Source organism: Catellatospora bangladeshensis (assembly GCF_016862575.1).
Lineage (GTDB): Bacteria > Actinomycetota > Actinomycetes > Mycobacteriales > Micromonosporaceae > Catellatospora > Catellatospora bangladeshensis.
In genome coordinates this window covers 317,441-340,624 of sequence record NZ_BONF01000010.1, presented here as the reverse complement: position 1 = coordinate 340,624, position 23,184 = coordinate 317,441, and the positions used below count along the sequence as shown (strand labels likewise).

18 protein-coding genes are annotated in these 23,184 nt (G+C 74.3%); 15 read left to right on the top strand and 3 right to left on the bottom strand.

Annotated elements, in window-relative coordinates; translation table 11 throughout:
* Positions 1–26 precede the first annotated feature (26 nt).
* Positions 27–692: a hypothetical protein gene (locus Cba03nite_RS10650; protein ID WP_203744707.1), complete on the bottom strand. Its 666-nt coding sequence runs from the start codon at positions 690–692 to the stop codon at positions 27–29.
* Positions 692–1,261, bottom strand: coding sequence for an RNA polymerase sigma factor (locus Cba03nite_RS10645; protein WP_203744705.1), 570 nt, complete (start codon positions 1,259–1,261; stop codon positions 692–694). The genes Cba03nite_RS10650 and Cba03nite_RS10645 overlap by 1 nt, the downstream gene beginning before the upstream one ends.
* A 71-nt stretch (positions 1,262–1,332) precedes the next feature.
* On the opposite strand from Cba03nite_RS10645, the gene Cba03nite_RS10640 reads away from it, so the two are divergent.
* Entirely contained in the window at positions 1,333–2,166 is an 834-nt protein-coding gene (locus Cba03nite_RS10640) for an oxygenase MpaB family protein (RefSeq protein WP_203744704.1), read from the top strand.
* A 75-nt stretch (positions 2,167–2,241) separates the two neighbouring features.
* On the opposite strand, the gene Cba03nite_RS10635 is transcribed toward Cba03nite_RS10640, so the two are convergent.
* A complete protein-coding gene (locus Cba03nite_RS10635) occupies positions 2,242–2,712 on the bottom strand; it encodes a hypothetical protein (protein WP_203744703.1) in 471 nt (156 codons plus the stop codon).
* Positions 2,713–2,878: 166 nt separating this feature from the next.
* On the opposite strand from Cba03nite_RS10635, the gene Cba03nite_RS10630 reads away from it, so the two are divergent.
* From Cba03nite_RS10630 to Cba03nite_RS10565, 14 genes are all read left to right on the top strand, one after another.
* Entirely contained in the window at positions 2,879–3,847 is a 969-nt protein-coding gene (locus Cba03nite_RS10630; protein ID WP_203744702.1) for an NAD(P)-dependent alcohol dehydrogenase, read from the top strand.
* 110 nt (positions 3,848–3,957) lie between these two features.
* On the top strand, positions 3,958–4,464 hold the full coding sequence (locus Cba03nite_RS10625) for a hypothetical protein (RefSeq protein WP_203744701.1): 507 nt from the start codon (positions 3,958–3,960) through the stop codon (positions 4,462–4,464).
* Positions 4,464–5,837 (top strand): hypothetical protein, encoded by a 1,374-nt coding sequence (locus Cba03nite_RS10620; protein WP_203744700.1) that lies wholly within the window; start codon positions 4,464–4,466, stop codon positions 5,835–5,837. The genes Cba03nite_RS10625 and Cba03nite_RS10620 overlap by 1 nt, the downstream gene beginning before the upstream one ends.
* A complete protein-coding gene (locus tag Cba03nite_RS10615) occupies positions 5,834–7,168 on the top strand; it encodes a VWA domain-containing protein (RefSeq protein ID WP_203744699.1) in 1,335 nt (444 codons plus the stop codon). The genes Cba03nite_RS10620 and Cba03nite_RS10615 overlap by 4 nt, the downstream gene beginning before the upstream one ends.
* Positions 7,169–7,180: 12 nt before the next feature.
* Complete coding sequence (locus Cba03nite_RS10610; protein WP_203744697.1) at positions 7,181–8,293, top strand: ATP-binding protein; 1,113 nt, start codon at positions 7,181–7,183, stop codon at positions 8,291–8,293.
* On the top strand, positions 8,290–11,106 hold the full coding sequence (locus Cba03nite_RS10605; protein WP_203744695.1) for a DUF5682 family protein: 2,817 nt from the start codon (positions 8,290–8,292) through the stop codon (positions 11,104–11,106). Before Cba03nite_RS10610 ends, Cba03nite_RS10605 begins: the two co-directional genes overlap by 4 nt.
* Before the next feature lie 304 nt (positions 11,107–11,410).
* Positions 11,411–12,574 (top strand): cytochrome P450, encoded by a 1,164-nt coding sequence (locus tag Cba03nite_RS10600; protein WP_239125621.1) that lies wholly within the window; start codon positions 11,411–11,413, stop codon positions 12,572–12,574.
* A complete protein-coding gene (locus tag Cba03nite_RS10595; protein WP_203744691.1) occupies positions 12,564–14,138 on the top strand; it encodes an AMP-binding protein in 1,575 nt (524 codons plus the stop codon). Before Cba03nite_RS10600 ends, Cba03nite_RS10595 begins: the two co-directional genes overlap by 11 nt.
* A gap of 123 nt (positions 14,139–14,261) precedes the next feature.
* Entirely contained in the window at positions 14,262–14,633 is a 372-nt protein-coding gene (gene panD / locus Cba03nite_RS10590; RefSeq protein WP_203744689.1) for an aspartate 1-decarboxylase, read from the top strand.
* A gap of 3 nt (positions 14,634–14,636) precedes the next feature.
* A complete protein-coding gene (locus Cba03nite_RS10585) occupies positions 14,637–15,710 on the top strand; it encodes a potassium transporter TrkA (RefSeq protein WP_203744687.1) in 1,074 nt (357 codons plus the stop codon).
* Between the two features lie 35 nt (positions 15,711–15,745).
* Complete coding sequence (locus Cba03nite_RS10580) at positions 15,746–17,116, top strand: DUF6002 family protein (protein WP_203744685.1); 1,371 nt, start codon at positions 15,746–15,748, stop codon at positions 17,114–17,116.
* Positions 17,113–19,059, top strand: a complete 1,947-nt coding sequence (locus Cba03nite_RS10575) for a non-ribosomal peptide synthetase (protein ID WP_203744683.1) — start codon at positions 17,113–17,115, stop codon at positions 19,057–19,059. Before Cba03nite_RS10580 ends, Cba03nite_RS10575 begins: the two co-directional genes overlap by 4 nt.
* Entirely contained in the window at positions 19,056–20,873 is a 1,818-nt protein-coding gene (locus Cba03nite_RS10570; RefSeq protein WP_203744681.1) for a beta-ketoacyl synthase N-terminal-like domain-containing protein, read from the top strand. Before Cba03nite_RS10575 ends, Cba03nite_RS10570 begins: the two co-directional genes overlap by 4 nt.
* Positions 20,866–23,172 carry a lantibiotic dehydratase gene (locus Cba03nite_RS10565; protein WP_239125620.1) on the top strand — a complete coding sequence of 769 codons (2,307 nt, stop codon included), beginning with the start codon at positions 20,866–20,868 and terminating at the stop codon, positions 23,170–23,172. The genes Cba03nite_RS10570 and Cba03nite_RS10565 overlap by 8 nt, the downstream gene beginning before the upstream one ends.
* Positions 23,173–23,184 lie beyond the last annotated feature (12 nt).

Genomic DNA, 23,184 nt, shown 5'->3' with positions numbered 1-23,184 from the left:
GTCCGGCAGCAGCCGTGCGACGCTGGTCAGCGTCCCGCGCCCGGAACCGGTTCCGCCACGCAGGACGGCACCGCGGTCACCACGGCGGGCCACACCAGGGTGGTGCGATCCGCGTCACGGCGGATGGTGTATCCGAGCACGAGCGTGTCCCCGGCCGGGATCTTCCACGGCTGGATCAGGATGACGACCTGCTCGCCGCGCAGCTCGTACCGGACCGGCATCCGCGCGAACAGTGCGTCGCGCTGCTCGGCGGTGGGGTCCGGCGGCAGCTGGAAGGCCGGGTCGACGCCGGGCGGCACCGGGCAGCGCTCGGCGGGCACCATCGCCAGCACGGTCACCGGCGTGCCGGACCGGGCCAGCTCGGCGTTCAGCTTCGCCGGGTCCGTCAGCTGCGGCGCGCGGATGGTCACGCTGACCGACCCGTCGGGGTGCCGGTCGACGGTGTACGCCGTGGCCGGGTCCCCGGCGGACCAGGGCTGGACCACCGCGAGCGCCCCGGCGGTCAGCACCGCGGCGGCGCCGATCGCGAGGCGGGGCAGGAGGCGGCGCGGCCGGGTGGGGACGGTGCGGTCCTCGGTGGCCAGCACCCGGTCGAGCAGGGCGCGGGCGTACGGGTCGTGCGGGTCGGGCGGCGCGACGGCCGGGTCGGCGGCGCGCAGCCGGTGCAGGCTGTGTTCGACGACGTCGTTCATCAGCGGGTGCTCCCTTCGGGAAGGATCGTCGGCAGTGGACCGCGCCGGGCGGTGGAGAGGTCGGCTCCCTCGGCCGCCCGCAGGCGGGCCGCGAAGCGGCGGCGGGCACGGTGCAGGCGGACCTTGAGCGCGGTGCGGCTGCAGCCCAGCACCAGCGCGGCCTCGGCCACGTCCAGCCCGTCCCAGGCGGTCAGCCGCAGCACCTCCTGATCGGCGGGGGACAGCGCGGACAGCGCCGCCCGGACCCGCAGGTGCTCGCCGACCTGCCCGGCGTGGTCCTCGGTGACGGCGTGCTCGGCACCTCCCGCCTTCGCGACGAGGCGGTCCCGGCGTTCGCGGGAGCGCAGCTCGTTGGCGATGACGTGCCGTGCCACGCCGTACAGCCAGGCCCGGGGGTGCGTCTCGGGCACCTCGGCGAGCCTGCGCCAGGCGATGAGGAACGTGCCGGAGACGACGTCCCCGGCCGTGTCCGCGCCGACCCGGCGGGAGGCGAACCGCGTCAGTTCCGCGTAGTGCGCGTCGAACAGCGCCTCGAAGCGCGCGCGTGCGGCCGCGTCGTCTGATTCCATACCCGGGAATGTCCACCAGCGCCGTCGCGGTTACCACCTGCCACGAGGTTTCTCACGGGAGGTGCCACGGCATGTCGTCGCAGGAGGCGGGGCCGCTCGCGCAGCACCACGCGGTGTACCGGCGGGTCGCGTTGCGGGAGCTGGGCCCGGACATGCGCATCGGCCTGAACCTGGCGTTCTACCGTACGTTCGCCATCCCGCGGATCGCCCGGCTGCTGGCCGACACGGGCGAGATGACCGAGCGGACCGGCAAGCGCGCCGACGACACCGGCCTGATGCTGTACGAGCTGATCCACCACGGCCCGGCGCACCCGCGCGGCCGCCACGTCATCGCGGCCCTCAACCGCATCCACCGGGTGTACGACATCACGCCGGACGAGTACCGCTACGTGCTCGGCACGCTGATCTTCATCCCGGTGCGCTGGGTGGACCGGCACGGCCCGCGACGGCTGCGGCCGGAGGAGCGGGACGCGGCGTTCCACTTCTGGAGCGAGGTCGGCCGCCTGATGAACATCCGCGACCTGCCGCCGACGTGGGCGGAGTTCGAGGCGTGGTTCGACGGGTTCGAGCGGGCCGAGCTGGGCCACGACCCGGCCGCGACGGCGCTGATCGGCGCGACCCGGCACCTGCTGGCCGCGAAGTTCCCGCGGCCGCTGCGCCGGTTCGCGGGCGCGTTCGGCGACGCGCTGCTCGACGAGGACCTGCGCCGGGCGCTGGGCGTGCCCAGGCCGGGTCTGGCCGTGCGGGTCACGGTTGCGGCGATGCTGCGGATGAGCGCGGTGACACGGCGGTTCCGCAGGCCGAAGGACTTCTTCGTGCCCGGCCAGCCGTCCCGGCACTATCCCGGCGGCTACGAACTCGAACAGCTCGGCCCCGACCCGCTGCGCCCGGTCCCGCGCCGGTGACGGCTCCCGCCACGGTCATCGAAGCTCCCGCCGTGCCAGGGATGCGGCAGGACCGGAGCTTCGGTGACGGACGGCTCAGCTCGGCGGTGGGAGCGTCGCGGCTGTGGTGATCGAGGCCGCGGGTGCCGGGATGGTGAGGGACACCAGCACGGCCACGGCCCATGCCGCCAGCGCGCCCCAGCTGAGCAGCGCTCGCTGCTCGCCGCCGCCGGACTCGGCGAACTCCGCGACCAGCCCCCAGACGCTGAGCAGCAGAGCGAGGCCCGCCAGCACCCCGGCGGGCAGCCGGCGGCCGTGCCGCCAGACGGCGTGCCCTGCGTAGGCGAGGGCCGTCGCGACGGCGGCCACCAGCAGCAGGGCCACGACCACGGCGGCGAGCGCACTGCCGCTCAGGCTCGCGTCGCCCCGGCCGAAGGCGTCGCCGGACACGAGCGCGACCGCGATCAGCACCATCAGGACGGCGGCCCCGGCCGCGCACAGCCAGGCCGCGAGGAAACGGGGGGTGGGCGGTCGCCCGGAGTGCGGCGCCCCCGAAACATCGGACATGGCCGGAGAATAGCAGCCCTTCTCGACATCCATCGATCCCGCGGGGACGGGCACCTAAGGGGCGGGTTCAGGGTTCACGCCGATGCGGTGCGGCGGGCCCGCTGCCTAGCGTGAGGTATCGGCCGACGCCGCCCGATGCCGTTGCCGCCGCAGGGATGAGGTCGTCATGCGAGCTGTCGTGCACACCGCGTTCGGGTCGCCGGACGTCCTCCGGCTCACCGAAGTGGACACTCCCGTGCCGGGCGAGCGGGACGTGCTGATCCGGGTGGCCGCGACCACGGTCACCTCGGCCGAGTGCGCGATGCGGCGCGGGGAGCCGCGCTGGGGGCGGGTGATCATCGGCTTCACCCGGCCCCGCCGGAGGCTGCGGACGCTCGGCATGGAGCTGGCCGGGGACGTGGTCGCGGTCGGTGCTCGGGTCACCCGGTTCCGGCCCGGCGACCGGGTGTTCGGCTTCACCGGCTTCGGCCTGGGCGCGTACGCCGACTACAAGGCGATGCCGGAGCGCGGCTCGCTCGCGGCCATGCCCGCGAACGTCGGCTACCCGCAGGCAGCGGCCGCCGTGGACGGGGCGACGACCGCGCTGTTCTTCCTCCGTGACCGGGCGAGACTCCAGCCCGGTCAGCGGGTGCTGGTCATCGGCGCGTCCGGCAGCATCGGCACGTACGCGGTGCAGCTGGCCAGGCACCTCGGGGCGCATGTGACCGCCGTGTGCGGCACGCGCAACGTGGAACTGGTCACGTCCCTCGGCGCCGACCGGGTGATCGACTACACGGCCGAGGACTTCACGGCCACCGGCGACACCTATGACGTCGTGTTCGACACGGTCGGCCGCAGCTCGTTCACCCGGTGCCGCCGGGTGCTCGCGCCGCGCGGCTGCTACCTGCCCACGACCGGCCTGCACCACCTGCCGCTGTCCTGGTGGACGGCGCTGCGCGGTGGCCCGCGCGTGGTCACCGGCATGTCGGTGTCCAAGAACGAGGCGCTGGTCTACATCCGCGACCTGATCGAGCAGGACCGCCTGCGCATCGTCATCGACCGCACCTACCCGCTGGCAGACATCGTCGAGGCGCACCGCTACGTCGACTCCGGCCACAAGACCGGCAACGTCGTCGTCACCGTCGCGGCCGAGTGAGCGCCCGTACGCGGCGGCGAATGGAAATTGTCGTGCGCCGACGGTAGTTTCACCGCGCCGCCGCAGCCGCTCTGGCCGGTGGAAACCACCGTTGAGGGAGGTGTACGCGGGTGAATGCTGCCCAGACGCCGCCGTGGGAGCAGCGCAGCACGGCGCGGGTGCTGTCGCCGGCCCGGCCGCGCAAGCTGGCGAAGGTGCCGTTCGTCGAGCTGGCCGACGGCCGGTTGCAGGGTGTCGTGTCGAGCGGCTCGGACATCGAGCGCGTGTACGTGTCGTCACTGACCGCCAAGGACTACTCGTTCCACTGCAGCACCAACAACAACCGCCCCTGCGGCGGCATCCGCTCCGGCGGCTGCAACCACCTGCGGGCGCTGGCCGACGAGGCGGTGCTGCAGTACGGCATCGCCCGGGTGGCCCGCTACCTGCGCGCCGACGTGGCCGACAGCGCCACCACGGGCGGTGAGGTGCTCAGCGCGGTGAACGCGTGGCACCAGCCGTCGGCGGGCGCGCCGGTGTTCAGCCGCTTCCTGCGCCACCTGGCCTACCTGGAGCTGCCGGCGTCGACCGAGCCGCTGGCGGAGCTGCAGTGGTTCCCGGCGGGCGGGGCGGTGCGCTGATGCGGTTCGACATGCTGGCCGCGCCGGTCGACGGCGTCGCCGAGGCGTACGACGTGGTGGCCGGGTTTGACGAGGTGCTGGTGCAGGGCCTGCTGCGGCCGGGCACGGAGCAGGTGGCGGCGCTGCAGGCGCTGGGCGGCGCGGTGTCGGTGACGCCGCTGGCGGGCCGGGTGGCCGAGGCGGTGGAGAAGACGATCGCCGGTTCGATCGCCGAGGAGCACGTGGCGGCGCTGGTCGCGGCGCGGTCCGCGCTGCTCGGCGCGGCGCACGACGCGCTGCTGGCCCGGCTCGACGAGGCCGCGGGACGTTCCCGCGAGCCGTGGCCGGTGACCCCGGCGGGCGACGTCGCGGGGGAGAACCTGCTGGCGGCGGCCCGGTCGTGGCTGTCCGACCTGGCCATCGCGGGCTGGCGCGGCATCGACCACGACCTGGTGTCGCACGCCGACCAAGCGGTCGCGGCGCTGCTGGCCGAGCCCCGGCTGCGGCGGCTGGGCGTGCTGCTCGACGGGTTCGCCGGCGAGCTGCGCGCCTGGTGCCCCGGGGCGACGATGCCCCGGGTGCCGGTGCGGCGCTGGGCCGACCTGTGGGCGCGGGCGGTGCTGCTGGCGCAGCCGGGCGCGCTCGCGCCGGTGCCGGTGGGCACGGTGTCCGGGCGGCTGCTGCCGCTCGGCGTCGACCTGCACGAGCACCCGACGGCGGTGCAGGCGCAGGTCCACGCGGTGCTGGAGACGGCGGACGGGCCGCGCCTGGTGCGGGCGAGCGTGTCCGCGCCGAAGGTGGACACGCTGGTCGGGCCGGGCGTGTGGCAGCTGCTGCGCGTGCACAGCGCCCTGCTGGGGGCGTACTCCGAGCAGCGGGCGATGGAGCTGACGGACATGCCGGTCACCGCGGGCGGGGATCTGATCTGGTCCGACGCGTGTGCCAAGGCGGGGGAGCCCGCCGAGTCGTTCGCCACGGCGCGGGTGCTGCTCGCGGGGGCGACGGCCGCGCCGGTCCCGCCGCTGGAGCGGCACCCGGTGCGGCTGGCCGAGCCGGTGCTCGTCGAGGGGTACGCCGCCGCTGCGCAGGACGACGTCGTCACGTTCACCCTGCCCGGCCTCACCATCGAGGTGGACGGACTGCACAGCGCCGGTCCCCTCACCCCCGCCCTGGTCGCCGCGTCGACGGCGTGCGTCGGGCTGCTGCGCTGGGACGGCCGCTGGCTGCTCCAGCCGCTGGCGGTCGAGACGCCGGTGAAGCGCAAGACCGTCGCCGTGCACGCGGGCGCGTGGGCGGGCGGGGCGAGCGACGCCGCCGGGGCCAAGGCCGAGGCGGCCGCCGCCGACGCGGTGAAGGTGCTGCGCGAACGCGCGGGAAGGCTGCTGCGGAAATGACCGTGGACGCGGACTTCAACCGCCGCCAGGTGCTCTACTGGCGGCTCATCGCCCGGCTGTTCAGCCGCGAGGAGCAGGCCGCCCTCGAATCGGCGAGCCTCGCCGTCGTCGAGGACCTCGGCCTGCCCGCCGCGCTGCTCGACCCGTCGGTCTCGGTGGACAACATCGTCCAGCGCTTCCCGGACCTGGCCGAGGACTTCGACGGCCTGATGACCCCGGAGACCGACGCGGACGCCGGGCGTGACTCGGCGGCGGAGGTGCGGCGGGCGGCGCTGGCGGCGAAGGTGCTGCTGAACGTGTTCGACACCGGGTCGGGATCGGTGTCGGCGACGCAGCTGGCCAAGTGGCAGTCCGACGCGGGCTGGCTGGAGCGGGCGCTCGGGCAGGAGCCGGGCAGCCTGCGCCGCCAGGGCGGCGGCGGGCCGGGCGGCGAGGGCGGCGGGATGGGCGGCACGCTCGGCGAGCTGGAAGGCGACCTGATCAGCCGGATGCAGCTGCGCGAGGTGCTGGCCGACCCGAAGCTGGCCGCGCAGCTCACGCCGAGCATGTCGCTGATCGAGCAGCTGCTGCGGGACAAGTCGAACCTGTCGGGCGTCGCGCTGGCCAACGCCAAGGCGCTGATCCGGCGCTTCGTCGAAGAGGTCGCGGCGGTGCTGCGTACCCAGGTGGAGCGCACGGCGGCGGGCACGATCGACCGCAGCGTGCCGCCGAAGCGGGTGTTCCGGAACCTGGACCTGGACCGCACCATCTGGAAGAACCTGACCAACTGGAGCCCCGACGACCAGAAGCTCTACGTCGACCGGCTCTTCTACCGGCACACCGCCAGCAGGACGACGCCGTCGCGGCTGATCGTGGTGGTGGACCAGTCCGGTTCCATGCTCGACTCGATGGTCAACTGCACGATCCTGGCCTCGATCTTCGCGGGCCTGCCGAAGGTCGACGTGCACCTGATCGCGTACGACACCAAGGCGATCGACCTGACGCCGTGGGTGCACGACCCGTTCGAGGTGCTGCTGCGCACCAAGCTCGGCGGCGGCAACGACGGCCCGGTGGCGATGGCCATGGCCCGCCCGAAGATCGCCGAGCCGAAGAACACCGCCATGGTATGGATCTCGGACTTCTACGAGTTCGACCGCTCCCAGCCGCTGTACGACAGCATCGTCGCGGTGCACCGGTCCGGGGTGCGCTTCATCCCGGTCGGCTCGGTGACCAGTTCCGGCCAGGGCATCGTCAACCCCTGGTTCCGCCAGCGGTTCAAGGACCTCGGCACGCCCGTGATCTCGGGCCACATTCGCAAGCTCGTGTTCGAACTCAAGAACTTCCTCGCCTAGGAGATCGACCCTATGTCTGACATGCTGCGCGCCCCCGCCGAAGTGAAGTACGCCGAGGAGCTGGACTGGCTGGAGTCGGTCGACGACGGCCCGAAGCCGTTCTCGTGGCGGCTCAGCCCGAAGATGGTGCGCCTGTTCGTGCTCGGCTCCGAGCGCGCCGACGGGCTGGACCGTGAGATCAGCCAGAAGTGGTTCGGCGACCGCAGTTTCGTGGAGCGGGCCATCGTGACCCTGGCCTCCGACCGGGGTCTGCTGCTCATCGGCGACCCCGGCACCGGCAAGAGCTGGCTGGCCGAGCTGCTGTCCGCAGCGATCTGCCGCAACTCGACGCTGGTGGTGCAGGGCACCGCCGGCACCACCGAGGACCACATCAAGTACTCGTGGAACGTGTCGGCGGTCATCGCCAACGGCCAGTCCCGGGCCTCGATGATCCCGTCGCCGATCATGACGGCGATGGAGCGGGGCGTCATCGGCCGCTTCGAGGAGCTGACCCGCTCCACCAGCGATGTGCAGGACGCGCTGATCTCGATCCTGTCCGAGAAGTACGTGTCCATCCCGGAGCTGGACGACGACAACATCGTCTTCGCCAAGCCTGGTTTCTCGATCATCGCCACCGCGAACAGCCGGGACCGGGGCGTCAACGATCTGTCCTCGGCGCTCAAGCGGCGGTTCAACTTCGTGCGCATCCCCGTGGTGACCAACAAGAAGAGCGAGGCGGAGATCGTCCGCTTCCGCACCGGCGAGCTGCTGCGCCGCCACCAGATCGAGCTGGAGGTGCCGCCGACGCTGCTGGACATCCTGCTGCAGAGCTTCGCCGACCTGCGTGCGGCGGCCGCGTCGGCGGGAAGCGACGACGAGAAGCTGGAGTCCGCGCTGTCCACCGCCGAGCAGATCGGCGTGCTGGAGGACGCGATCCTGCACAGCAACTTCTTCGGCGACCGGGCCCTGCGTGCGCAGACCCTGGCCGGTTCGCTCGTCGGCTCGCTGGCCCGCCGCGCACCGGAGGACCTGGCCATCCTCAACAAGTACTGGCACGGCGTGGTCGAGCCGCGCAGCAAGGCCGAGGGCGGGCTGTGGCCGGAGTTCCTCGAGGGCGGCCGCGACGCGATCAAGACCCTGTCGTGACCACTCCCACCTTCGACGCGCTGCGCGGGCAGCTGCTCGACGCCGCCGCGGCGCTGGCCGACGGTCCGGACGCGCTGGCCGGGATCCTGTCCGGCATCGTGGACGACGTGGACCGGGCGCTGCGCGAGCGCATGGAGATCTTCCCGGTGTGCCACCACTCGCCCGCGTCCGCGCTGGCGATGGCCCGGCGGCTGCGCGAGAAGCAGCCCAAGGTGATCTACATGGAGCTGTGTGAGGACATGCTCCCGCTGCTCACCGAGCTGCGCAACTGCCGGCTGCCGGTGGCGGTGCAGGCGTTCGCGTCCGAGCTGGACGGCTTCCCGCAGGACTGGGCGCCGCTGTCGGTGGTCGCCCCGATCACCGAGGCGTCGGCCGAATACCAGGCCATCGCGTACGCGCTGGACACGCCCGGGGTCGAGCTGGTGCTGGTGGACCGGTCGACCGACCACGTGTTCCAGTGGCAGCCGCGCAAGGACAAGACGGCTGAGACGGCCGTCGCGCCGGAGGGCGAGGAACTGCCCGAGGCCCCGCCGGAGGACGCCGACCTGCACGGCGACGCGGTCGGCGTCGAGATGGGCGACCTGCGGCCGCGCTTCGCCGAGCTGGAGCAGCACCTGCTGCACCACGGCAAGGTCCGGCACTGGTCGGAGTGGTGGGACCAGTACGTCGAGCAGCCGCTCGGCGACGCCGACTACGACACGTACCGGCAGGTCATGGTCCTGATCGGCAGCCTGTTCCGGCGGCTGGCGCCGGGCGCGCACGACCGGGTCGCCTCCGACGAGGAGCGCGAGCGCTACATGTGGACCCGGATGCGGCAGCACCTCGCCGCGACCGGGGCCGACGCGGCGGACTGCCTCTACGTGTGCGGCGCGTTCCACGCGGCGAGCCGGGTGGACGAGTTCGGGCTCGACGGCGCGGACACGTACGAGATCAGCCCGCGTACGGCGACGAAGTGGCACTACGGGCTCATCCCGTCCAGCCACTCGGCGATCGAGGCGCAGTTCGGGCTGGCCTCGGGCTCGGTGTCGATCGCGGCGGCGGTGTTCGGGAAGTCGCTGACCCGCACCGGCGTCACGCCCTACCGGCTGGAGGGCCAGCAGGGCTCGGGCGCCGCGCCCAAGAAGAAGGCCAAGGCGGCGGCGGTCGTGTCGCCGGTGTCGCGGCAGGTCGCCGACCGGCTGTCCGGGTTCCTGGCCCGGCCGCCGGTGCTGGACACGCTCGACGAGGACGAGCTGCTCGGCTGGTCGGTGGAGATCGTGCGGCTGGCCCGGCGCAACGGCTACCTGGCCAGCACCGCCGACGCCATCGCCGTGTTCGAGACGTCGATCCTGCTCGCGGGGATGCGCAACCGGGCCCGGCCGACGCCGTACGACTTCCAGGACGCGGCGGTCACCTGCATCGAGAAGGAGTCCGTGCCCGGCCGGCGCGACGTGCGGCGGCTCTGCGAGATCATGCTCGGCGGCGACCGGATCGGGCAGGTCGGCTACGACTCGCTGCCGCCGCTGGCCCGTGACGTGCACGACCGGCTCACCCCGCTGGGGCTGAAGCTGGAGCAGCGCGGCGTGCAGCGGGCGCTGCTCGACATCGCCGCCCGGCCGGAGCTCGGCCGCTGCTCGGACGTGCTGTGGATGCTGCGCTACCTGATGCCGCAGGCCGCGGTCCGGCCGATCATGGGCGAGCGGCGGCTCGGCGAGACGGCCATCCAGGAGTCCTGGGACCTGGCGCTCGGCACCCACCAGCGGGAGCTGATCGAGCTGGGGTACGAGGGCATCACCGTCGAGCAGGTCCTCGAACAGCGGCTGCGCCGCTCGGTGTGGGGGCCGCAGGCCACCGCCTCGGTCGCGCTGCGAGCGGTCGAGGACGCCACGCTCTACCTGCGCAGCCGCCGCTTCGCCGACGAACTCGGGGCCCGCGCGGTGGACCTGCTGGCCGCCGAGCGCACCGTCGACGACGCGCCCGAGGTGCTGCGGCGGGCCCGGCGCCTGCTCGCGCACTACCGGGCCACCGAGCCGGTGCTCCCCGGCTGGCTGGAGTCGTTCGTCAAGGCCGGGTACGCCCATTACTGCACCCTGCTGCCGAACGCGTTCGTCGACGAGGAGACGGGCACCCGGCAGGTGGCCGCGATGCTGGGCTTCCTGTTCAGCATGGAGAGCCTGGCGCTGTCGCTGGGCTGCGACCGTACGCAGCTGGAGCTGGCGGTGGCGCAGTCGCACCCGACCACGCCCGCCAAGACCGCGCTGCTGTGGGCGGCCCAGCACCAGCTCGGCCGGATGTCGCGTGCCGAGCTGCGCGAACGCTGCGCGGAGCTGCTGGCCAACCCGCTGGTCCTGCCCGCCTACCCGCAGTACCTGAGCGGTTTCGTGCAGGCGCTCGAACCGGTCCCGGCGCTGGCCGGGTTCGTCGTCGAGGCGATCTCGGAGGCGTTCGCGAAGCTGCCCGATCCGGTGCTGCTGCCGTGGCTGCCGACGCTGATCACCACGCTGCGCAAGGAGGGCGGCGACCACGTCGGCCTGCTGGTCCGCGAGGCGGGCCGGGTCTTCCCGGCGGGCCTCGCCGCCCTGGACTCGTGGACCCCGCCCTGGTCGGCGCAGCCGGCCGAACCGGCCGCCACCGGTGCGCCGCGGGCCGCGGCGGGTCCGGTGACGGCGCTGCTCACGGCCCACCCGGAGCCGACCGACGCGCTGGCCGCGCTGCTCGGCTGCCCCGGCCCCTGGCAGCAGCCCGACCCCGAGCCGGGCACCGGCCCCGTCCACGACCTCCTCCGCCGCCACCCCGACACGGCCACCGCCCTCGCCACCGTGGCCACCCGCTAACCGGCCGCCGACCCGCCGGGCCCCGCGCCCGCGCCCCGCGAAGATCATCGAACTTGCCTGGCACATGGGCGAATGAGTACTCAAGATTCGCCCGTGTGCCAGGCAAGTCGGGCGATCATGGGGGGCGCGGGCGGGAGTCGTCTTTCCGTCGCGTTCGGAGGGGCGGCATGCCTGAGGTGGGGCGGGCTGCGGAAGGTGTTGCGGGAGCGGGTATTCGTACGGAAAACGCGACTCCTCGGGGGAGGCGCGTTGTGGTAGGACTGTGCTCATGGATCTCAATGAACTCCTCTCCGAGGAGGGACGCGTGGATCCACCAGCCCTCTACGCCCGCCTGCACCGTGCCGGCGCCGCCGTGGCGGTGGATGGTGGCGCGCGGGGTTTCGCCGTCGCGGTGCACGGCTTCGAGGCGGTCGCCCAGGTGCTCAAGGACGGGCGGTTCCACCAGCTCGACGCGGCCTACCTGGACCTGCACACGCCGCAGTGGCGGCGCCACCCGGCGCTGCGCGTGCTGCGCGATTCGATGTTCTTCACCGACGGCCCGGCCCACGACCGCGTCCGGCAGATGATCGGCCGGGTGTTCACCGCGCGGCGGGTGGCGCGGCTGGAGCATGCCGTGACCGGGCTGACCCACCGCCTGCTCGACCGCATGGACGAGCTGTCCGCGGACGGCCCGGTCGAGTTCATGGGCGAGTTCGCGTACCTGCTGCCCAGCAGCGTGATGGCGGAGCTGCTCGGGGTGCCGCAGAACGATCTGGCCTGGTTCCGGCCGCGGGTGCTCGCGATCGGCGCGATCCTGGAGCTGGACGGGGCGACCTGGCGCAACATGGCCCGCGCCGACACGGCCGCGCGCGAGCTGACCGCCTACTTCACCGAGCTGGTCGCGTTGCGGCGGGCCGAGCCGCGCGACGACCTGATCAGCCTGCTGGCCGCCGAGGACCTCAGCGAGGACGCGCTGATCGGCAACCTGATCACGACGTTCAACGCCGGCTTCGTGACGACCACGCACCTGCTCGGCAACGGCCTGACCATGCTGCTGGAGCGCCCGGAGCTGGCCGCGTCGCTGTCGGGGGAGAACGTCGCGTCCTACGTGGAGGAGATGCTGCGCTTCGAGCCGCCGGTGCAGATCCTGGTGCGGTACGCGCCGGAGGACGCCGAGATCGAGGGCGTGCCCGTGCCCGCGGGGCAGGCGGTGCTCGCCATGGTCGGCGCGGCCAACCGGGACCCGGCGCGGTTCGCCGACCCGGACACGTTCGACCCCGGCCGGGCCGACGCGGGTTCGCTGAGCTTCGGGTTCGGGCCGCACTACTGCATGGGCGCGGCGCTGTCCCGGCTGGAGGGCCAGGTCGCGTTCCCCGCGCTGCTGGCGCGGTTCCCGAAGCTGGCGCTGGTCGAGCCGTCCGGCGGCGCGCCCAAGCCGCTGATCCTGCGCGGCCACGACACCCTCGCCGTCGCGTGCCATGGCGGCTGAGGACAACTACGTCCGGCGTGGGCTGGCCCTGTTCGCGGGCCAGGGCGAGGCCGAGGCGATCGTGCACGGCGACCGGCGGATCACGTACGCCGAGCTGCGCGCCGGGGTGTTCCGGGTCGCCGGGGCGCTGCTGCGGCACGGGGTGAGGCCGGGCGCCGCGATCGCCGTGCTCGCCGGCAACCGGCCGGAGGCGGTGTACGCGCAGCTCGCCCTGCATCTGCTGGGCTGCCGGTCGGTGTGGGTCGCGCCGAACGCCCCGCCCGCGCTGTGCGCCGAGTACCTCGCGCTGGCCGAGGTCGACGGGTTCGTCTACGACCCGAGTACCCACGCGGCGCCTGGGCTGGCCCTTGCCCGGCACCTGCCGCACCTGCCCGTCTGGTGTCTCGGCGCGGACGGGGATGGACCGGATCTGACCGCGCCGGACGGCGCCTGGCCGCTGCCGGAGACCGAGACATCGGCGGGGACGGAGGCCGAGCCGCAGTCGCTGTTCCAGACCGGTGGCACCACCGGGCGGCCCAAGCTGGTGCACCACCGGCACGACTTCTTCCGCAACGTGCTGGACGCCGCGATACGGCAGCGCGACGCGGGCGGGCCGCGGTTGCGGCAGCTCGCCGTGGCCGGGTTCTGGCACTCCAGCCAGCAGGCGTCCGGGCTGATCACGCTGTTCAGCGGCGGGCTGCTGGTGCAGCACGACGCGTTCGACGCGGGGCGGTTCCTCCAGACGGTGCAGCGGGAGCGGATCACGGTGGCGACGCTGCCGCCGCCGATGCTCTACCAGGTGCTGGACCACCCGGACCTGCCCGGCACGGACACCTCCAGCCTGGCCATGCTGTCCTGCGCGGGCAGCGCGGTCGCGCCGTCGCGGCTGGCCGAGGCGATGGACCGGTTCGGGCCGGTGCTGCTGGTCGCGTACGGGATGAGCGAGGCGACGCTGATCGCCGCGTACCCGGCGGCGTCGCACGATCCGGCGCACCCGGAGCGCCTGGCCTCGTGCGGGCAGCCGGTCGGCACGTCCCGGGTCGAGATCCGCGACGACGTCGGCACACCCCTGCCGCCCGGCGAGGTGGGCGAGGTGTGGGCGTCGGCCCGCCTGATGACCTCCGGGTACTGGGGCCAGCCCGAGCTCACCGCGAGCACCCTGGTCGACGGGTGGCTGCGCACGGGCGACCTCGGCTACCTGGACGACGGCGGTTACCTCTACCTGGTGGACCGGGCCAAGGACATGATCGTCACGGGGTTGACCTCGTCCAACGTGTACTCCCGCACGGTCGAGGACGTGCTCGCCGCGCATCCGGCGGTGCGCGAGGCCGCCGTGATCGGGGTGCCGGACGAGCGCCTGGGCGAGGCGGTGCACGCCGTGGTGCGGCTGCGCCCCGGCGCGCGGGCCGAAGCCGACGAATTGCGGCAATGGTGCACGGAGCGCCTCAATGACCTGTGGGCGCCGTTATCGGTGGAGTTCGTGTCACGCCTTCCGCTGACCGGGCTCGGCAAGGTCGACAAGAAGGCGCTGCGGGCTGTGCATGCTGCTGGCAGGGGTTCCGCGCGGGACCGCGGCGCCGTCTGACGCATGTGAGACAAGCTCTTAAAGATCGCTGTATCCCCATGTAAGAATCGCTTGCGCGAAGGGGCATGGCCTTCGCCGTCGTGTCCCATTCAGACGGTCGTCATCCCGGAGGCTCTGCTCCACATGTTCCGCACAATGCTCAAGTCCAAGGTTCACCGTGCCACCGTCACCCAGGCCGAGCTGCACTACGTGGGCTCGCTGACCCTGGACCCCGACCTGATGGACGCCGCCGACCTGCTGCCCGGCGAGCTGATCCACGTCCTCGACGTCACCAACGGCGCGCGCCTGGAGACCTACGTCATCGAGGGCGAGCGCGGCAGCGGCGTGGTGTGCATCAACGGCGCCGCCGCACACCTGGTCAACCCCGGTGACCTGGTCATCATCGCGGCGTACGCCGTCATGTCCGACGACGAGGCCCGCGACTGCAAGCCGAAGGTGGTCTTCGTCGACGAGGCCAACCGCATCGCCGCGGTGCACAGCGATCCCGCCGTCTGAACCATGACCAGCCCGCACCACGTCGCCGTCGTCGGCAGCGGCAGCCTGGCCGCCGCGATCTGCCGCTCGCTGGCGGTGCTTACCCCGCCCGGCGCGGCCCCGCTCCAGGTCACCGTGTCGGCCCGCAACGCCGCGGCCGTGGACGCCATCGTCCGCGACTGCCGGGTGCGGGCCGCCGTGGCCGGCACCACCGTCACTTTCACCGGGCAGGCGCTCGGCGACGACCTCGCCGCCCCCGCCCGGCTGAAACCGGACCTGCTGGTGTGCTGCGCGTCCGCGCACTCGCCGTACGAGAAGGCGCTCCAGCCCTCGGCCTGGACGCACCTGCTCGGGCAGGCCGGGTTCGGGGTGACGCTGCCGTTGCAGGCGGTGCTCGCGGTGCGGCTGGCGCGGGCGGTCGCCGCGGAGTGCCCGCAGACCAGGCTGGTCAACGGCTGCTTCCCGGACGCGGTGAACCCGCTGCTGGCCGCGCTGGGCCTGCCGGTCCTGTGCGGGATCGGCAACGTGGCCACCCTGGCCGCGTGCCTGCAGGCGGCGCTCGGGCTGCCCGACCAGCGGCGGCTGGCCGTGCTCGGGCACCACGCCCAGCTCGACGCCCCGGACGGACCGGACGGCGAGGTGCTGGCCTGGTGCGACGGCGTGCCGGTGCCCGGCGTGACCGAGCTGCTGGCGCCCTACCGCGCCCTGCCGCGCGCCGACCTGAACGCGCTGGCCGGGCACGCCGCCGCGCGGCTGCTGACCGACCTGCTGTCCGGGGCGGAGTTCCACACCAGCGTGCCGGGGCCGCTGGGACTGCCCGGCGGCTACCCGGTGCGCGTGTCCGGCGGGGCGCTCGCCCCGGACCTGCCGGGCCTGACCCTGCCGGAGGCGGTCGCGTGGAACCACCACGCCGGGCGCCGGGACGGCATCGAGATCGCCGACGGGCGGGTGCGGCACCTGCCGCAGGCCGCCGCGGTCCTGGCGCCGCACCTGCCGGAGTTCGCGCAGGGCTGGGACGCCGCCGCATACGACGAGGTGCACGACCGCCTGCGCGCCCTGCGCCGGCGGCTGCGGGCCACGAGCCCGGCCGCCGTCTGACTCACCCCTTCCACCGAACCCCAGAAGGAGCACCGGTGCTCACCACAGCCACCGCTCCGGTCACCCGGAACCTCATCGTCGACTACTACGACGTGATCTCGTCCGCCGTCGCCCGGCTCGGCGCGGGACCCGGCGACCCCGCCGGCACCCCGGGCTTCGCGCCCGGCTTCGACCTGCCGGAGCTGTCCGGCGACGTGCGGCAGTTCTTCGCCGTGGCCACCGCCACCTGGCGCGAGCTGGGCGCGTACGGCGGTCACGAGCTGCGGTTCATGGACCTGACCGGCAACCCCGGCACGCACACCACCAAGACGTTCCCGTCCATGCTGATCGTGGCGCGGGCGGTGGAGCACATCCGGCGCACCGGCGAGCGCGTCTGCATCTTCACCCCCACCTCGGCCAACAAGGGCATCGCGCTGCGCGACGCGGTCGGCCGGGCCGTCGCCGCGGGCCTGGTCACCCCCGGCCAGCTGCGGGTGGTCGTGCTCGCGCCCGGCTCGACGCGGCACAAGTTCCGCCACGACCCGCTGGCCGCCGACCCGGCGCTGCGGGCGCTTAACCCGCTGCTGCGCTTCACCGGCGACGAGCCGGAGGGGGTCAAGGCGCTGGGCCGGGCCTTCGTGGACGCGTACGCGCGGGAGGCGTACGACAAGCACGGCACCGCGCTGTGGTTCTCGCTGGCGCTGCCCAACTACCTGGTCGCCGACGCGGCGCGGGCCGCGTTCGAGCTGGACGCCGCCCCGGCCACCGCCGCCGCGCCGCGCTGGCACGCGCACGCCGTGTCCAGCGCGTTCGGGCTGCTCGGTTACAACCTCGGCCGTGACGTGCTGGAGGACTCCGGCCGCGCCGACGGCTCGCCGCGTCCCGGCTTCCTGCTGGTGCAGCACCTGGGCACCCCCGACATGGTGCTCAGCCTGCGGCACGGCACGTTCTCGCGGGACCGGCTGCCGGCGTACCGGCGCGACGCCGCCGGGGTGTGGCGCCAGGACGCCGACCCGCACTTCCCGGCCGTCACCGACGACCCGGACGAGGTGCTCGACCCCACGTTCTACACCCACCGCCCGGTGACCTCCCCGGCGATGAACGACCTGATCGGACGGTACGGCGGCGACGGCGTCACGGTGTCGCGGCGCGAGTGCCTGGAGCGCTACCCGGTGCTGCGGGAGCGGCTGCGCGGCACGCCGTGCGAGCTGCCCGCCGACCCGGCGGACCTGCGCGAGTGGTCCATCGTGATGGCGCTGACCGGCGTGCTCAACGCGATCGACCGGGGCCTGGTGCCGACCGGGCAGGAGCTGGTCGTGCACGGATCCGGCTGCTACCGGGGCGACGACTACACCGTGTGCGAGCCGGACGCGGAGGTGTCCACCGTGGAGGAGATCGCGGCGGCGGTGCTCGGCGGCGGCAGATGACGGTCGATCTCGCCGCGCTGCACGGCGGCCCGCGTACGGAGCCGCTGGGCTGGACGGTCGCGGCCGACACCCTCTGCACCGCGTTCGCCGCGCAGGTGGCGCGCCACCCGGAGCGGTCCGCGGTGCTCGCCGACGACGCCGAGCTGACGTACCGGCAGCTCGGCTCGGCCGTGGCGGCGACCGCGGCCGCCATCCGCGACGCCGTCGGCGACGCCGGGACGGGCGGCGGGCGAGCCGCGCTGCTGTGCCGGCACGGCGCGACCACGATCACGGGGCTGCTCGCCGTGCTGGTCAGCGGGCGCGCGTACGTGCCGCTGGAGCCGAGCTTCCCGGCCGAGCGGCTGGCCCACATCCTGGCCGACAGCGATCCGGACGTGCTGCTGGTCGACGCCGCGCACGCCGCGTGGGCGCGTGAGCTGGCCACGGCGGCGGGGCGGCCCGGCCTGGCCATGGTCCACATCGGCCCGCCGGCGCCGGACCCGGACCTGCACGAGGTGGTCGTCGGGCTGGCGAGCGCCGCGGCGCCGGAGGACCCGGCGTACCTGCTCTACACCTCCGGCTCGACCGGGGAGCCGAAGGGCGTGGTGCAGAGCCACCGCAACGTGCTGTTCGGCGTGGCCAACCACGTGCGCAACTTCGCGCTGCGCCCCGGCGACCGCACCAGCGTGCTCACCTCGTTCGGGTACGACATGGCGGTGACCGACATGTTCAGCGCGGTGCTGTCGGGCGCGGCGGCGGTGCCGTCCGACATCCGTACCCACGGCCTGGCGCACCTGGCGCGGACCCTGGCCCGGCACCGGGTGACGGTCTACCACTCCACCCCGACCGTGTACCGCTACCTGCTGGCGAGCCTCGGGCCGGACGGGCGGCTGCCCGCGGTGCGCGCGGTCCTGCTGGGCGGCGAGGAGGTCACCCGGCACGACGTCGAGCTGGCCCGGCGGCACTTCGCGCCGGACGCCGTCTTCGTGAACGGGTACGGCACCACGGAGATCAGCTTCGCGGCGCAGCACCACATCGGACCGGACACGGAGCTGGACCACGCGGTGGTGCCGGTGGGGTGGCAGCTCGACGGCATCGAGGTGGTGCTGGTCGGCGCGGACGGCAGGCGCGCGGAGGACACCGGCGAGGTGGTGGTCCGGTGTGCGCACGTCGCGCTCGGGTACCACGGGCTGCCGGAGCTGACCGCGACGCGCTTCGGGGAGTTCGAAGGGGTGCGGGCGTACCGGACCGGCGACATCGCGCGGCGGCTGCCGGACGGGCGGCTGGTCTTCCTGGGCCGCGCCGACCGCATGGTGAAGATCCGCGGCTACCGGGTGGAGCTGGGCGAGGTCGAGTCGCGCCTGGCCGCGCTGCCCGGGGTGGGCCACGCCGCCGTCGTGGCCCGGGACACCGGCGAGGGCTCCGGCCCGCGCACCAAGGAGATCATCGCGTACGCCGTCCCGGCGCGCGGCGCGTCCGTGGATCCCGCCGGGCTGCGCACCGCCCTGGCCCGGCTGCTGCCCGACTACATGCTGCCCCGGGCCGTCGTCCTCGTCGGCGCGCTGCCGATGGGGCCGACCGGCAAGCTGGACGTGCGGGCGCTGCCCGAGCCGCCCACCGCCGGCGGTGTGCCCTCGCCCGTCTCCGACGTGCTGGAGGAGCGGATCGCGGCGGTGTGGTGCACGGCGCTCGGCGTCGAGTCCGTGCCGCGGGAGACCTCGTTCTTCGAGCTGGGCGGGCATTCGCTGCTGATGGCGCTGGTGCAGGAGCGGCTCGCGGACGTCCTGGGGCAGCGAATCCCGCTGCTGCGGCTGGTCGAGCATCCGACGGTGGCCGGGCTGGCCGCGTTCCTGCGGGCGGGGCCGCCCGCCGCGGAGGCCGCGCCGGACCGGGCCGCCGACCGGATGCGGCGGCGCCGCGAGGCCCGCCAGCGCGCCGCCGTGCCCGTGGAGGCGCGCTCGTGAGCGACGACGACCTGATCGCCGTGGTCGGCATGGCCTGCCGGGTGCCCGGCGCATCCGACACCGCGACGCTGTGGCGCAACCTGTGCGACGGGGTGGACGCGATCCGCCGGTTCACCCCGGACGAGCTGGCCGAGGCCGGTCTGCCCACGGACGACGGCACGTTCGTGCCCGCGTTCGGTCACCTGGACGGGCTGGAGGACTTCGACGCCAACCTGTTCGGGTACATCGGCGCCGAGGCGGCGCTGCTCGACCCGCAGCACCGGATCTTCCTGGAGCTGGCCTGGTGGGCCCTGGAGGACGCGGCGCTCGACCCGTCCCGCGCGCAGGCGCAGATCGGCGTCTTCGCGGGCTGCGGCGCCGACCGCTACCTGCGCCACCACCTGCTCGGCAACCCCGCCGTGGGAGCGGCCGGGCCGCTGCCCGACGACTGGGACGACGCGCTTGCCGGTGGCAGCTGCGACTACCTGCCCACCCGCGTCGCGTACGCGCTGGGCCTGACCGGCCCGGCCGTCGCGGTGCAGACGGCGTGCTCGTCGTCGCTGGTGGCGGTGTGCCAGGCGGCGCAGAGCCTGCTCGACTACCGCTGTGACGTGGCGATCGCGGGCGGCGCTGCCGTCGCCTCGACCGTGCAGCGCGGCTACCGGCACCGGCCCGGCGGCACCTGGTCGTCCGACGGCGTGTGCCGCCCGTACGACGCCGACGCGACCGGCCAGGTGTTCGGCAACGGCGGCGGCGCGGTGGTGCTCAAACGACTGGCCGACGCGATCGCCGACGGCGACCACGTGTACGGCGTGCTCGCGGGCTGGGCGGTCGGCAACGACGGGGCCGCCCGGGGCGGGTTCACCGTGCCCGGTGTGGCGGGGCAGGCGGCCGTGGTGGCCGAGGCCCTGGCCGCGGCGGGCTGGGACGCCGCCGACGTGGGCTTCGTGGAGGGCCACGGCAGCGGCACGGCGCTCGGCGATGCGATCGAGATAGAGGCGCTGACCAGGGCGTATCGTGCGTCCACGAGCCGGTCGGGCTACTGCGTGCTCGGCTCGGCGAAGGGCGGCCTCGGCAACCTCGACGCCGCCGCCGGGGTGATCGGCCTGATCAAGGCGACCCTGGCCGTGCGGGACGGGGTCATCCCGCCGACCCTCCACTTCAAACAGCCGCACCCCGACGTCGACCTGGCGGCGACCCCCTTCACCGTCGAGACCGCCGCGCGATCGTGGGTCGGGCCGCGCCGGGCCGGGGTCAGCTCGTTCGGCCTCGGCGGCACGAACGCCCACGTGCTCGTCCAGCAGGCACCGTCTTCGGCGGTCCACGACTCAGGAGTGGTGAGCACAACTCCTGAGTCGTGGACTACGGCGCAACCCACCGCCGGGGACCGCGAGCGCTGGCTGCTGCTGCCGCTGAGCGCGGGCGATTCCCAGGCGTTGCCGCAGCTCGCGGGGCGGCTGGCCGAGACGCTGGCCACCGGCTCGCAGCGCACGCCGAGCGCGGGACCGGGCACCGGGACCGACGGCGGGGACGCCGCGCCGCGCGGCCTGGCCGACGTGGCGTACACCCTGGCCGTCGGACGCCGCCGCCTGCCGCACCGCGCCGCCGTGCTGTGCCGGGACGAGACGGAGGCCCGAGCAGGGCTGGCCGAGGTCGCGGCGGGCGGGCCGGGTACGGTCCCGGACGGTGCGCCCGAGGAGGTCCGGCGGCTGCGGGAGACCTGGCTGAGCGGCGGGGACGTGCCCGCCGGCAGCGGGCGAAAGGTGCCGCTGCCGGGGTATCCGTTCCAGCGGCGGCGGCACTGGATCGAGCCGGTGGCAGGTCGCCGTGGCTGAGCCGGAGGCGCTGGTGCCGCTGGGCGAGACCGGCTGGCACGTATGGCGATCCGCGGTGCTGCGCGCCCCCGGGTTCGCCGCGTCCGGCCTGGACCTGCTGGCCGCGCCCGACTGCGCCAAGCATGCCGACGCGTTCCTCGCCGGTGACCTGGACCGCGCCGGGTTCGAGGCGGCGTTCACGGCCGCCACGGCCCGGTCGAGCGGGCAGCTCGCCGCGATCGCCGCCGATCCGCTGTTCCGCGAGGCGGTGACCTGGCAGAGCCTGCACTCGGTGGAGGCCCTGGACGGGCTCGCCCGCACCGGCCCGGACACGGCCCGCAACTCGCGGCACCGGCAGCGCGAGATCGTGATCACCCGCTACTGGCAGCGCTACTGCGCCAAGAACGACACCATCGGCTTCTTCGGCCCCGTCTGCTGGGCGGCGCTGTCCGACGGCGGCCCGGCCGCCACGGTGCACGCCGGACCCGCGCTTACCCGGGCGCGGGAGGTGGACCTGGAATGGCGGGCGCTCGCCGCGTACGCCGAACGGCTCGCCGAAGACACTCGCTACCACCCGTGGCTGCCGGTGTCCCGGCGCCCCGACCTGGCGCTGGACGGCGACGACCTGCTCCAGCCCGGCCTGTCCCCGCAACGGCTCGCTCCGGCGACGGCGGCGCTGCTCGGCGCGTGCGACGGGCGGACGGCACGGGAGGTGGCTGCCGCGGTGCTGGCCGACCCGCGTGCCGGGTTCCGCAAGGAGGCCGACGCGTTGCTGGCGTTGGCGCAGCTGGCCGAGCAGGGTCTGGTCCGGCGGGGAATCGACCTGCCGCTGACCATCGCCGCCGAGGACGTGCTGCTGCACAGCCTGGCCGCCCTGGGCGAGCCGGAGCTGCGGGACGAGGCGCTATCCGGGTTGTCCCGGCTGCTCGCGGCCCGCGACGGGCTGGCCCGCGCGGCGGGGGACGCCGACGCGGTCCGCGCTGCGACGCTCCATCTGCGCGACGAGTTCGCCGCGATCACCGGCGGTGAGGCGGTGCACCGGCCCGGAGCCACGTACGTCGGGCGCGGCCTGGCCTACGAGGAGACCGTCCGGGATCTCGACGTGACGCTCGGCGGGCCGGTGCTCGACCTGCTCGCCGAGACCCTGGTCCCGCTGCTCACGGCCGCACGCTGGCTGACCGCCGCGATGGCCGCCGCGTTCGAGTCCGCACTGCGGGAGCTGCACGCCGAAGCAGGCGGCGGCGCGGTGCCGCTCGGCGACATCTGGGACGCCGCGCTCGGCGTGATCTTCGGCGCGGGGCCGGTCGCCGACGTGATCGACGACTTCTCCGCACGCTGGTCCCGCGTGCTCCGGCTGGACGGCCGGGCCGGTGGCGACGGCGGGCGGATCGGCCTGGACCCGGCCGAGGTCACCGATGCCGTCGCGCGGGAGTTCCCCGCGGCGGCGCCGGGATGGCGGGCGGCCCGGCTGCACAGCCCGGACCTGCACCTGAGCGCGGGGAGCGTGGCGGAGCTCGCGGCGGGGGAGTTCACGGCGGTGCTCGGCGAGCTGCACGTGGCCTGGCTCACCTGCGACAACGGCATCTTCACCCGGTTCCACCCGGAGCCGGGGGCGTTGCGAGCCGCGGTGCACCGGGACCTGGGCGACCGGGTCGTACCGCTGTATCCGCAGGACTTCCCCGAGTTCACGGCGCGGATGGCGTTCACCCTCAACGGGCCGGACGACGTACGGCTGGCGTACACCCCGGCACCGGTGCCGCCCGGCGCGCAGGTGCTGCCCACGGCTGCCGTGACCGTGTCCGTCGTGGACGGTGAGCTGGTCGGGCAGGCCCCGGACGGGCGCGCGTGGCCGCTGGTGGAGCTGTTCGGCTCGTTCCTGTCGGCGCGGTCGGTCAACGCGTGCAAGCTGGTGGACGCGCGCCCGTACACCCCGCGCGTCGCCGTGGGCAGGCTGGTGGTGCAGCGGGAGACGTGGCGCACCACGGTCGGCGACTGCGGCGTGGACGCGCCCCGGTCCGGCGAGGCGGAGCGCTACCTGGCGATCCGCCGCTGGCGGGAGCGGCTGGGCCTGCCCGAGCGGGTGTTCGTCAAGGTGGGCACGGAGATCAAGCCGTGCTATGTGGACTTCACCGGCCCGGCGTACGTGGCCGCGTTCGTGGCGCTCGTGCGCGCCGCGGCACGCGACGGCGGCCCGGACGTGCCGCTGACCGTCTCGGAGCTGCTGCCCGCGCCGGAGCAGGCGTGGGTGCCCGACGGCGCGGGCCGGCGCTACCTCAGCGAGCTGCGGATGACCGTACGCGACCCCGCAACCGCCCGATGACCAGGAGAGACC